Source organism: Nocardioides terrae (genome assembly GCF_900112345.1).
Lineage (GTDB): Bacteria > Actinomycetota > Actinomycetes > Propionibacteriales > Nocardioidaceae > Nocardioides > Nocardioides terrae.
The window spans coordinates 183,001-194,231 of record NZ_FOLB01000007.1; the positions used below are offsets into that span (position 1 = coordinate 183,001).

An 11,231-nucleotide genomic window follows, 5' to 3' on the forward strand; every position below is an offset into this window, starting at 1 on the left:
GCCCGACCATGGCTGCTCCCGCTCTGATCGCCCTGGCGCACGGATCGCGCGACCCGCGCTCGGCCGCAACCGTCACCGCTCTCGTCGAGGAGGTGCGCGCCCAGCGCCCCGACCTCCGGGTCGCCGAGGCGTTCCTCGAGCTCGCCTCCCCGTCCTTCCACGACGTCGTCAAGAAGCTCGTCCGCGAGGGCCACGAGGAGATCGTCGTCGTCCCGCTGCTGCTGACCGAGGCCTACCACGCCAAGGTCGACGTCCCGTCGGTCGTCGCCGAGGCAGCGGAACGGCACCCGTCGGTCAAGATCCGCGCGACGGCGGTCCTCGGTCACGAGGCGCGCTTCCTCGAGATCATCGACGAGCGCCTGCGCGCAGCGCTCGGCAAGGCACGGGTACGCGAGCTCGACGCCCTGGTCCTGGCCGCGGCCGGCTCCAGCGACCCGCTCGCCAACGCGTCCATCGCCCGGCTGGCCCGCCTCTGGGGTGCGCACCACAAGCTCCCCGTCGTCGCGGCCTACGCCTCGGCGACGCCGCCGACCACCGGTGAGGCGGTGCGGGCCTTCCGCGCCCAGGGTCGCCGCCACATCGCCGTCGCGTCGCTCTTCCTGGCCCCGGGCTGGCTGCCCGACCGTGCCGCCGAGCTCGCGCTCGAGGCCGGTGCCATCGCCGTCGCCGAGCCGCTCGGCGCCCACCCGGAGATCGCCCGCACGGTCCTCGCCCGCTACGCCGTCGGCGCCGTCGAGCTCGTCCCCGTCTGACCGCCCGCCGAGGAGTCAATCCCTCACTGTCGAGGAGTCAATCCCTCATCATCGAGGGGTCAATCCGATTGACCGGTCGGTGCGCAGGGGTTGACTCCTCGGGGCGCAGGGGTTGACTCCTCGGTACGCAGGGGGTGACTCCTCGGTGCGCAGAGGGTGACTCCTCGGTGCGCAGGGACTGACTCCTCGGGCGCGTCAGGAGACGAGGCGCGCCACGAGGCGGTCGAGCTCGGCGCGGGGGTCGGCGGTGACTCCACCGTGGACCGGGCCGGGCTGCAGGACGGTGCTGCGGGGCGCCTTGAGGAAGCCGAAGCGCGAGCTCTGGGTGTCGGCGAGCACGCGGACGCCGTACGCCGTGGCGCGGGTCGCCTCGGCGTAGGCGCCGTGCGCCTCGCCGGCGCAGACCAGCTCGACGGCGGCGAGTGCGGCTCTCACCGACGGCAGGTCGAGATCCGGCGCGAGCGCTCGCAGCCGGGCCTCGTCGACGTGCCAGCCGACGTCGAGGAACTCGTGGTCGGGGCAGTAGAGCACCACGCCCACGTTGACGAACTCCTCGCGCTCGACGCGCGGGACGCACCGCAGGACGGTGTATTGGTAGGGCGACAACGTCTCGCTCATGCCGGCAGCCACCCCCTGCCGCCGTCGAGGCGCGCCCTGAGGAACGCGACGTACCGAGCCCGGACCGCCGCCGGGTCGTCCGCCCCGTGCACCGGCTCCAGCCAGCCGTCGGGCACGTCGCCGGTGACGGCGCGCAGGACATCGTCGTCGAGGCGTCGCGCCAGCTCCTTGTCCTGCAGGGCGGCCTGGTCGGCGTGCTCGCGCAGGACGTGCTCGCTGATGTCGAAGGGCTGGGCGGCGAACCGCTCCGGGCTGCCGGGTCCGCCCGGCCACGAGTGGTGGAAGTAGAGCGAGGCGCCGTGGTCGATCGCCTGCATCGTCCCGCCCCACACCAGGAGGTTCGGGTTGCGCCAGCTGCGGTCGACGTTGGCGGTGAGCGCGTCGAGCCAGAGGACGCGGCCGGCGAGCTCGGGGTCGGGCTGGTAGGAAGCGTCATAGCCGAAGGATCCGGGCAGGAAGTCGATGCCGAGGTTGGAACCGCTGCTGGCGTTGAGCAGGTCCTGGACCTCCTCGTCGGCCTCGTAGCGGGCGATCTGCGGGTCGAGGTCGAGCTCCACCTGGTCGGGGGTGGGTACGTCGAGTGCGCGCGCGAGACCCGCCACGATGACCTCGGCGACGAGGACGCGAAGACCCTGCCCCGCGCCCCGGAACTTGCAGACGTAGGTGCCGAGGTCGTCACCCTCGACGATGCCGGGGAGGCTGCCTCCCTCGCGCAGCGGTGTGACGTAGCGGGTCACCCGGACCCTGGGCAGCGTCACGCGTGGCTCTCCCCCACTGTGTCGGCCGCGAGCCGCCGGCGCTCGGCCTCGACGTCGAAGTCGGCCTTCGGCCAGTCGAGGTCCATCGACTCGAACGTCTCCAGGAGGATCTGCCCGATCGCGAGGTTGCGGTACCACTTCCGGTCGCTCGGCACGACGTACCACGGGGCGACGTCGGTGTTCGTGCGCTCCAGCGCGATCTCGTAGGCACGGGTGTAGTCGTCCCACAGCTGGCGCTCGTCGACGTCGCCCGGGTTGTACTTCCAGTGCTTCGTCGGGTCGTCGAGACGCGCCAGCAGTCGCTCCTTCTGCTCCGCGGGCGAGATGTGGAGCATGCACTTCAGGATCACGATGCCCTTGTCGACGAGTTGCTGCTCGAAGTCGTTGATCGCGCCGTACCGCCGCTCGATCTCGTCCGCTGGAGCCAGGCTCCGGACCCGCGCGATGAGCACGTCCTCGTAGTGCGACCTGTCGAACACGCCGACGTAGCCCAGCGCCGGGACCGCCTTCTCGATCCGCCACAGGAAGTCGTGCGCCCGCTCCTGCTTCGTCGGCGCCTTGAACGAGGTGATGCGGACGCCGACCGGGTCGACGAGCCCGACGGTGTGCTTCAGCACGCCCCCCTTGCCGGAGGTGTCCATCCCCTGCAGGACCAGCAGGACTCCACGGGCGTCGGCGACGTCGCGCTGGGCGTAGAGCCGGGTCTGCAGGTCGAGCAGGCGCGGGCCCAGACCGGCCAGGGTCTTCTCGCCGCCCGACTTGCCGCCCTTGAAGTTGGGCTTCGCGTTGGTCGACCAGGCCGAGAGGTCGACCGGTCCGGACGGGAGCCGCAGCTCGTCGAGGAAGGTCACGCCTCGGATTCTGGCATGTCGGCGAGCTCGCTCAGCTCGGCACGCACGATCCGCATGGCCAGACCGGGCGGATAGCCCTTGCGGGCGAGCATCCCGACCAGCCTCCGCGCCTTGGTGGTGTCGTCGAGCCTGCTCATGGTGCGCAGCTTGCGCTGGACCAAGGACCGGGCGGCGGCCTCCTCGTCGGCCGGGTCGAGCTCGTCCAGCGCCTCACGGGCGACCTCGTCGGCGATGCCCTTGCGGCGCAGCTCCTGGGCGAGGGCTCGGCGCGCGAGCCCTTTCGAGGACTGCCTGCTGCTCGCCCAGAGCTTCGCGAAGGCCTCGTCGTCGACGAGGCCGACCTCCTCGAACCGGTCGAGCAGCCGGGTCGCGATCTCCTCGGGCACGTTGCGCTTGGCCAGCCGGTCGGCGAGCTCCTTGCGGCTGCGCGCCTGACCGGTCAGCTGGTCGAGCAGGATCTTGCGGGCCACCGACTCGGGTTCGGCCTCGGGACCGCGGGTGACCTCGTCCTCAGGAGGCGCGACCTCGGTCTCGCGGCGCGTCCAGGCGTCGACGCCGAGGGTGACGTCCCCGACCCACTCGGGGACGTCACCTCCGAGCCACGGATCAGAAGTCATCGACGCCGATGGGAGCGTCCGGCAGGTCGGTGCCCTCCGGGGCGTCGACGGTGGGACCGACACCGAGCTTCTCGAGGATCTTCTTCTCGAGCTCGTTGGCCAGGTCGGGGTTGTCCCGCAGGAAGGTGCGGGCGTTCTCCTTGCCCTGGCCGAGCTGGTCGCCCTCGTAGGTGAACCAGGCGCCGGCCTTGCGGACGAGACCGGCCTCGACACCGACGTCGATGAGGCCACCCTCGCGACTGATCCCCTTGCCGTACATGATGTCGAACTCGGCCTGCTTGAACGGCGGGGCCACCTTGTTCTTGACGACCTTGACCCGGGTGCGGTTGCCGACCATGTCGGTGCCGTCCTTGAGGGTCTCGATCCGGCGCACGTCGAGACGCACCGAGGCGTAGAACTTCAGCGCCCGACCACCGGTCGTGGTCTCGGGCGAGCCGAACATGACGCCGATCTTCTCGCGGAGCTGGTTGATGAAGATGGCCGTGGTGCCCGCTCCGTTGAGCGCACCGGTCATCTTGCGCAGCGCCTGGCTCATCAGGCGGGCCTGGAGGCCGACGTGGCTGTCGCCCATCTCGCCCTCGATCTCGGCCCGGGGCACGAGCGCGGCCACGGAGTCGATGACGATGAGGTCGAGCGCGCCCGAGCGGATCAGCATGTCGGCGATCTCGAGGGCCTGCTCACCGGAGTCCGGCTGGCTGACCAGCAGGGCGTCGGTGTCGACGCCGAGGGCCTTGGCGTACTCCGGGTCGAGGGCGTGCTCGGCGTCGATGAACGCCACGACGCCGCCACCGCGCTGGGCGCTCGCCACGGCGTGCAGGGCGACAGTGGTCTTACCGGAGGACTCCGGACCGTAGATCTCCACGACACGGCCGCGTGGGAGGCCACCGATGCCGAGCGCGACGTCGAGCGCGATCGCCCCGGTCGGGATCACCTCCAGCGGGGCACGGGAGTCATCGCCCAGCCGCATGACCGAGCCCTTGCCGAACTGCTTCTCGATGTTGGCGAGTGCGGCGTCCAGGGCCTTCTCGCGGTCTCCTCCACCAGCCATCATGTTCCTTCCTGCCTGGACCTTGGGTCCGGGAGCCTTTGCCACTGTTCCTCATGCCTTCGTTGGGTTGGGTGTCCGTGTCGTCGTGCGTGACGCTAGACGGGACCGCCGACAACCTTCGATCACGGCTTGTCGGGCCTGTGGAATGCGTGGACCGGAGCGCCGCCTGTGTACACAATCTAGCCCGAACAGATGTTCGATGCGCCTATTGGTGCGTGCGGCGTGTCGCGTCAGCGCTCGCTGGCCGGCAGCCTCAGGGCCTGGTGCACGGCGCGCCAGACCTCCTTGGGCGTGAACCCGGCGTCCAAGGCCTGTCGAACGGTCCGTCCCCCGAGCTCGCCGAGCACGAACTGGTCGGCCCAGACCTGGTAGTACCCCGGCCCGAGGGCGTGCTCCATACGCGCCCAGAACTCCGTGTGCCTCACGCCGCTCCCCCACTCGACTCGGTGCTCACGTCAGCAACAACCTATCCAGGCGTCGCCGGACGACGAGCAGGCCGGCCACCCCCAGCGCGACGAGGTAGAGCACCGACACCGGCGACCCCCACGACACCGCTCCGGTGGTGAGCTCGCGACAGAGCACGACGCCGCGGTAGAGGGGCGTCACCTCGACCAACCACCGCAGCCACTCCGGGTAGGCGGTGACGGGGAAGAAGGTGGCCGAGAACAGGAACATCGGCAGCATGCCGAGGGTGACGTACTCGAAGTCCTGCCACGACCGCATGAAGGTGGTGAGCGCCATGCCGACGGCTCCGAAGGCGAGCCCGATCAGCAGGGCGGCCGGCACGACCAGCACGGCCCACCACGAGCCGACCAGGCCCATCGCCACCATCACGAGCACGAACGCGGTCGAGTAGACGCCGCCCCGCAGCAACGACCAGGCGAGCTCGCCGCGGGCGACGTCGAGGGTCGACAACGGCGTGGCGAGCATCTGGTCGAAGAGCTTGTTGTACTTGAGCTTGAAGAAGAAGTTGAAGGTCGCGTCGAGGAGGGCGCCGTTCATCGCCGACGCCGCGACCATGCCGGGGGCGACGAAGTCGCGGTAGGCGATCGGCTCGCCGTTGAAGTCGAAGCCGTGCACGATCCGGCCGACGCCGATCCCGATCGAGAACAGGTAGAAGACGGGCTCGAGGAAGCCGGTCGCGAAGACGGTCCAGGCCCGACGGTAGGCCAGCAGGTTGCGGTAGAGCAGCAGGGAGACCGCCTCGTCGGCGCGCAGCGGTCGGGCGACGGCGGTGTTGAGCGCGGCGTTGACGAGTGCCATCACGTCACCAGCCGGCGGGTCAGCCGGCGTACGGTCAGGAACCAGCCGACCGCGCCGAGCGCGAGGAGGTAGGCGACGTGGAAGGCCGCCCAGCCCCACTGCACGTCGCCGAGGACGAGCATGCGGGTCAGGTGGACGCCCTGCCACAGCGGCGTGACCCGGGCGACCGCCTCGAGCACCGGCCCGAGGTTGTCGATCGGGAAGAAGGTGCCCGAGAACAGGGTCAGCGGGATCATCCCGAGCCGGAAGACCAGGGCGAACGCCGACTCGTCGGCGAGGCCCGCGGCGAACGCGAAGACCGGAGTGGCGAAGGCCAACCCGAGGAGCATCTGCACCGGCAGCGCGACGAGCGTCCCCCAGACCGACTCGAAGACGCCGAACGGGGCGAGGACCGCGAGGAAGACGGCACAGGAGAACGCCACCCGGAGGACGATGAAACCGATCTGGGCGAGCACGATCTCGCCGACGCGCAGCGGTGAGGCGATCATCGAGTGGTAGATCCGCTGCCACTTCACCATGCCCATGACCGGGTACGTCGTCTCGCTGAACGCGATCGTCATCGCCTGCGCGGCGACCATGCCGGGCGCGATGAAGGAGAGGTACGACGACGCGCCGTCGAGCCGCGCCGGGTCGGCCGTGACGTAGTCGCCGAGCAGGACGCCCATCGCGACGACGTAGAAGAACGGCGTCACGAACGACGTGATGACGCCGCCCTTCCAGGTGCGCTTGTAGACGGTCGCCCAGTAGTCGGCCAGCCGCAGAGCGCGGGCGTAGGACGGGGTGAGCGCCGCCATCAGTCCACCAGGGTCCGACCGGTCAGCCGCAGGAAGACGTCCTCGAGCGTGGCCCGGCGCACGAGGGTCGTCTCCGGCCGCAGCCCGCGCGCGAGCACGTCCTGCAGCGTGCGCTCGCCGTCGTCGGCGTAGAGGAGCAGCCGGTCGGGCAGCACCTCGACCCGGTCGGCGAGGTCCTCGACCTTCGGCGCCGTCGGCTCGTTCTCACCGGGGCCGAAGCGGATCTCGGCGACCTCGCGCGTGGAGTACTGCTCGATCAGCTCCCGCGGCGAGCCCTCGGCGACGATGACGCCCTTGTCCATCACCACCAGCCGGTCGGCCAGCTGCTCGGCCTCGTCCATGTAGTGGGTGGTCAGCACGAGCGTGACGCCCTGCTGCTTGAGCCGGAACAGCCGGTCCCAGATGACGTGCCGGGCCTGCGGGTCGAGCCCGGTGGTCGGCTCGTCGAGGATGAGGATCTCGGGCCGGTTGATCAGGCTCCGGGCGATCGTCAGACGCCGCTTCATGCCGCCCGACAGGTCCTCGACCTTCGCGCGCGCCTTGTCGGAGAGCTGCACGAAGTCGAGGAGCTCCTCGATCCGGCCCTTGACCACGTCGCGGGGCAGACCGAAGTAGCGGCCGTAGACGAAGAGGTTCTCCCAGACGTTGAGCTCGGTGTCCAGCGTGTCCTCCTGGGGGCACACGCCGATGCGCGCCCGGATCTGGGGTCCGTGGGTCGCCGGGTCGAGCCCGAAGATGCGCAGCTCACCGGCGCTCACCGGCGACACGCAGCAGATCATCCGCATCGTGCTCGACTTGCCGGCGCCGTTGGGGCCCAGGAACCCGAAGGCCTCACCCCGGCGTACGTCGACGTCGATGCCGCGGACGGCCTCGAACTCGCTCGCCTCGCCCCGACGGGCGCGCCGCACGAAGGACTTGCGCAGGCCGCGCGCCATGATCATCGGTGCCGGTATCGGTGTCGGAGCCGGGGTCGGGAGTTCGGACACTGTCCGACCCTAGGACCCGCCTCCGACAGGTCAAGCGACACTCTCGAATGGTCCATCCATCTGGCCCGGAATTGGCAGGGCGCCGGGACACTCGGCAGCCCTAGCGTTCCACTGTGACCCGCACCGGACTCTCCGTCGCCCACGGAGCCGCCCTCACCCTCGGTGCCGTGCTCGGCACCGGCGTCGTCTCGCTGCCGGCCCTCGCCGCTGCGGAGGCGGGCCCGGCCTCCCTCGTCGCCTGGCTGGCGCTGATCGCGCTGTCGGTGCCGTTGGCGACGACGTTCGCCTCCCTCGGCGCCCTCCACCCCGACGGCGGCGGGGTGTCCACCTATGCCCGGCTCGCCTTCGGCGAGCACGTTTCGACGATGGTCGGCTGGGCGTTCTACCTCACCATCGGCGTCGGCGCGCCCGTGGCGGCCGGGTTCGCCGGGTCGTACGTCGCCGACGCGGCCGGCGGAGGTCGCGCGACGACCCTCGCCGCGAGCGCCGGCATCATCGCCCTGGTCACCCTGCTCAACTGGTTCGGCATCCGCATCTCCGGACGCGTCCAGCTCGGCATCGCGGGCACGATCGCCGCTCTGCTCGCCGTGTCGGTCGTCGTCTCCCTCCCCCACGCCGACCTCGGCAACCTCACCCCGTTCGCGCCGCACGGCTGGGCGGCGGTGGGCCGGGCCGCCTCCGTCCTCGTCTGGGCCTTCGCCGGCTGGGAGATCCTCACTTCGCTGTCCGCGGAGTACCGCGACCCGGCCCGCGACATCCGCCGCTCGACAACGATCGCGCTGGTCGTCGTGGGGGTCCTCTACCTCGGCATCGCCTTCGCCACGGTGGCGGTGCTCGGCCATGACACCGGCCCCGCTCCGCTGTCGGACCTGCTGGTGCTCGGCTTCGGGGACGGCGCCCGTCCGGTCACCACCGTCGTCGCCGTCCTGCTCACGCTCGGGGCGGTCAACGCCTACTTCGCCGGCGGCTCCCGGCTGGGCGCGGCGCTCGCCCGCGACGGCGGCATGCCGCGCGTGCTGGCCGCGGGCGGCGGTCCGGGCGAGGTGCCGCGCCGGTCCCTCGCGGTCATCTCGGGCATCGCACTGGGGACGGTCGCCACCATGGCGGCTCTCGACCTGTCGACCGACGCAACGCTGCTGCTCGCGACCGGCACGTTCTCCTTCGTCTACGTGGTCGGCGCAGCGGCGGCGTTGCGGTTGCTGCCCCGGGGCACGGCCTCGTGGTGGTGCGCGGTGGCGTCGCTGGTCGCGGCGCTGGCGCTGCTGGCGATGACGGGGACCCATGTCGTCGGGCCGCTCCTCTTCGCCGCCGGCGGCCTGGTGTGGACCGTCGTCAGGCGGAGGTCCACCCGGCGGTCCGCGCCAGTCGGTCCAGCCCCGGCCGGATCGTGTCCGTGACGGCCGCCCCGTAGCCGAGGACGAGCCCGTCCCGGCCGGCGCCGAGCCGGTGCTGACCGAGCGTCTCGACGACGAGGCCCTCCGCGCGGGCGCGCCCGACGAGGTCGGGCGGAAGGTCGGCATAGGCCGCGAGGTGCAGGCCGGCCGCCGACGGGACCACCTCGACCGGCAGGGCGGCCAGCGCCTCGAGGACGAGCGCCCGCCGCTCGGCGTAGACCTTGGCCGCACGCCGCACGTGCCGGGCGAGCAGCCCCTCCTCCAGGAAGCGGGCCAGCGCGGCCTGCGGCTGGGGCGGCCCGAAGCCGTCGGTGAGCTGCTTCGCGGCCAGCAGGGCGTCGACGAGGGTCAGCGGCGCGACGAGGTAGCCCGTGCGCAGGCTGGGGAGGAGCGCCTTGGAGAACGTCCCGACGTAGATGACGCGGCCGCTCTCGTCCAGCGCGTGGAGCGGCTCCAGCGGCCGCTCGCTGAAGCGGAACTCGCTGTCGTAGTCGTCCTCGACGACGGCGGCCTCGTGGCGGGCAGCGAACGCGAGCAGCTCCCGGCGTCGGGCGAGGCTCAGCGCGACGCCGAGCGGGAACTGGTGGCTCGGTGTGGTGTAGATCAGCCGGGTCTCCTCCGGAAGCTCGTCGACGACCAGGCCCTCGCCGTCCACGCGCACCGGCACGATCCGCGCGCCGTGGGAGGCCAGCAGGTCGCGCGCGAAGGCGTAGCCCGGGTCCTCGACGGCCACCACGTCGCCCGGCTCGACGAGCACCCGCGCCACAAGGTCGAGCGCCTGTTGGGCGCCGCTGGTCACCACGACCTCGTCGGGCTCGACGAGCACCCCGCGTCCGTAGGCGACCGACCGGGCGATCGCCTCACGCAGGCGGGGCAGGCCGGCCGGGCCGGCGTACGCGCCGGGGCTGTGACCGCCCATGCGGAACTCGGCGGTGAGGATGCGGCGCCACGTGTCGAACGGGAAGAGCGACGGGTCGGGGATCCCCACCCTGAAGTCGTACGCCGGCGGCGGACTCCCCCCGCTCGTCGGGACCGCCGACCAGCGCCAGCCCGAGCGTGGCCGCACCGCTCCTGCGGCGCAGCGCGGTGGCGTGGCGGCAACGTCGCTCACGAACGTGCCCGAGCCGACCCGTGCGTCCAGGAAGCCCTCGGCGACCAGACGCTCGTAGACGGTCGCGACCGTCGTGCGCGAGATGCCGAGATCGGCGGCCAGGGCCCGGCTGGCGGGCAGCCGGTCGCCCGGGGACAGCCGCCCCTGGCGCACGGCGTCGCGCAGCGCGCGGTAGAGCGCCGCGGCGCGATCGCCGCGGTCGCTCAAGTCGAGGGCGAGGTCCACGGGCACACCCTGCCCGACGCCACCGACAGCCCGCACGCGGGTGCCCCGGGCGGACCGGACTACGACAGTCGGCCGCCGTAGCTCGGCAGCCTGACGGCGCGCTCGTAGTAGCCGCCGACGTAGGCCTGGTGGTGCGTCGAGATGTTCGCCGTGATCGTGTAGCCGCGGGCCGTGAGCGACTGACGGCAGCGCAGCTTGCCCCCCGCGATCCTCAGGCCGTGCGCGCGTCCGCAGATCCCCTCGAAGGCGAAGCCGGCCCGGCGCAGCGGCCCGGCGAGGCTGCGGGCGTTGCGCTCACTCCGTCCGGTGACGAAGAAGACCGCATAACCGAGCGCTCGCGCACGCCGCACGAGGCGCAGTGTCGGTGGGACGGCCCTCGGCCAGTCGTAGCGGGTGGCCAGGGCGACGTTGTCGATGCCCAGGACGATCGCGAGCCGCTCACCGCTGGCCGCACGGCTCTGCAGGTAGCCCGGCAGCCCGGCGAAGGCCCGGGCGACGTCACGGTGCCACGTGTGCATCGGGGGCAGACCGCCGTGACGCGCGGCATGCCGCGCGTGCGCGGCGTGGTCGGCATGCGCGTGGCGCCTCGCGTGCTCGTGATGGCCCCGCCTCGCATGCGGGGCATGGTGGGCGTGTCCGTGGTGCCGGTGGTGCTTGTGGTGCGCAGTGTGGCGGGCGTGTCCGCGCGCGGCGTGGGTCTGCGCCGAGGCGGTGCCGGCGACGGACATCATCGTCAGGACGCCGATCACCACGACGACCAGTCGGTGGCGGGCGCTACTGCTGGGGGTCACTGCTCTCCTTCGAAACGGGGCCG

The 11,231-nt window shown here is 71.8% G+C and carries 13 protein-coding genes; 2 read left to right on the plus strand and 11 right to left on the minus strand.

The window, feature by feature from the left end:
* The first annotated feature begins 8 nt into the window (after positions 1-8).
* Positions 9-752, plus strand: a complete 744-nt coding sequence (locus BM236_RS11355) for a sirohydrochlorin chelatase (RefSeq protein ID WP_091123712.1) — start codon at positions 9-11, stop codon at positions 750-752.
* A gap of 195 nt (positions 753-947) precedes the next feature.
* Here BM236_RS11355 and BM236_RS11360 read toward each other — a convergent pair whose 3' ends face one another.
* The 9 genes from BM236_RS11360 to BM236_RS11400 form a co-directional block, all read right to left on the minus strand.
* Positions 948-1,370 (minus strand): DUF3037 domain-containing protein, encoded by a 423-nt coding sequence (locus tag BM236_RS11360; protein ID WP_175507652.1) that lies wholly within the window; start codon positions 1,368-1,370, stop codon positions 948-950.
* The gene (locus BM236_RS11365) at positions 1,367-2,128 is read right to left on the minus strand and encodes a HipA family kinase (protein ID WP_091123715.1); all 762 of its coding nucleotides are present in this window, start codon (positions 2,126-2,128) and stop codon (positions 1,367-1,369) included. Before BM236_RS11365 ends, BM236_RS11360 begins: the two co-directional genes overlap by 4 nt.
* A complete protein-coding gene (locus tag BM236_RS11370; protein ID WP_091123717.1) occupies positions 2,125-2,979 on the minus strand; it encodes a polyphosphate kinase 2 family protein in 855 nt (284 codons plus the stop codon). Before BM236_RS11370 ends, BM236_RS11365 begins: the two co-directional genes overlap by 4 nt.
* On the minus strand, positions 2,976-3,596 hold the full coding sequence (locus tag BM236_RS11375) for a regulatory protein RecX (RefSeq protein ID WP_091123720.1): 621 nt from the start codon (positions 3,594-3,596) through the stop codon (positions 2,976-2,978). Before BM236_RS11375 ends, BM236_RS11370 begins: the two co-directional genes overlap by 4 nt.
* Positions 3,586-4,644, minus strand: a complete 1,059-nt coding sequence (recA, locus tag BM236_RS11380; protein ID WP_091123846.1) for a recombinase RecA — start codon at positions 4,642-4,644, stop codon at positions 3,586-3,588. Before recA ends, BM236_RS11375 begins: the two co-directional genes overlap by 11 nt.
* Positions 4,645-4,874: 230 nt before the next feature.
* The gene (locus BM236_RS11385) at positions 4,875-5,069 is read right to left on the minus strand and encodes a DUF3046 domain-containing protein (protein WP_091123721.1); all 195 of its coding nucleotides are present in this window, start codon (positions 5,067-5,069) and stop codon (positions 4,875-4,877) included.
* Between the two features lie 25 nt (positions 5,070-5,094).
* Positions 5,095-5,907, minus strand: a complete 813-nt coding sequence (locus BM236_RS11390) for an ABC transporter permease (protein WP_091123723.1) — start codon at positions 5,905-5,907, stop codon at positions 5,095-5,097.
* Positions 5,907-6,701: an ABC transporter permease gene (locus tag BM236_RS11395; protein WP_091123725.1), complete on the minus strand. Its 795-nt coding sequence runs from the start codon at positions 6,699-6,701 to the stop codon at positions 5,907-5,909. The genes BM236_RS11390 and BM236_RS11395 overlap by 1 nt, the downstream gene beginning before the upstream one ends.
* Positions 6,701-7,642 carry an ABC transporter ATP-binding protein gene (locus BM236_RS11400; protein WP_425434198.1) on the minus strand — a complete coding sequence of 314 codons (942 nt, stop codon included), beginning with the start codon at positions 7,640-7,642 and terminating at the stop codon, positions 6,701-6,703. Before BM236_RS11400 ends, BM236_RS11395 begins: the two co-directional genes overlap by 1 nt.
* Positions 7,643-7,800: 158 nt before the next feature.
* Here BM236_RS11400 and BM236_RS11405 point away from each other — a divergent pair, with 158 nt between their 5' ends.
* Positions 7,801-9,084, plus strand: coding sequence for an APC family permease (locus tag BM236_RS11405; protein ID WP_091123727.1), 1,284 nt, complete (start codon positions 7,801-7,803; stop codon positions 9,082-9,084).
* Here BM236_RS11405 and pdxR read toward each other — a convergent pair.
* The gene (pdxR, locus tag BM236_RS11410) at positions 9,020-10,417 is read right to left on the minus strand and encodes a MocR-like pyridoxine biosynthesis transcription factor PdxR (RefSeq protein WP_091123730.1); all 1,398 of its coding nucleotides are present in this window, start codon (positions 10,415-10,417) and stop codon (positions 9,020-9,022) included. The genes BM236_RS11405 and pdxR overlap by 65 nt on opposite strands.
* A 59-nt stretch (positions 10,418-10,476) precedes the next feature.
* Entirely contained in the window at positions 10,477-11,208 is a 732-nt protein-coding gene (locus BM236_RS11415; RefSeq protein ID WP_091123732.1) for an HAD family hydrolase, read from the minus strand.
* Between the last annotated feature and the right edge of the window lie 23 nt (positions 11,209-11,231).

Excerpts from the sequence above, each read along its gene's own strand:
- BM236_RS11355 (WP_091123712.1), top strand. The coding sequence starts at position 9 with ATGGCTGCTCCCGCTCTGATCGCCCTGGCGCACGGATCGCGCGACCCG.
- BM236_RS11360 (WP_175507652.1), bottom strand. The coding sequence starts at position 1,370 with ATGAGCGAGACGTTGTCGCCCTACCAATACACCGTCCTGCGGTGCGTC.
- BM236_RS11375 (WP_091123720.1), bottom strand. The coding sequence starts at position 3,596 with ATGACTTCTGATCCGTGGCTCGGAGGTGACGTCCCCGAGTGGGTCGGG.
- recA (WP_091123846.1), bottom strand. The coding sequence starts at position 4,644 with ATGGCTGGTGGAGGAGACCGCGAGAAGGCCCTGGACGCCGCACTCGCC.
- BM236_RS11390 (WP_091123723.1), bottom strand. The coding sequence starts at position 5,907 with ATGGCACTCGTCAACGCCGCGCTCAACACCGCCGTCGCCCGACCGCTG.
- BM236_RS11395 (WP_091123725.1), bottom strand. The coding sequence starts at position 6,701 with ATGGCGGCGCTCACCCCGTCCTACGCCCGCGCTCTGCGGCTGGCCGAC.
- BM236_RS11400 (WP_425434198.1), bottom strand. The coding sequence starts at position 7,642 with ATGATCATGGCGCGCGGCCTGCGCAAGTCCTTCGTGCGGCGCGCCCGT.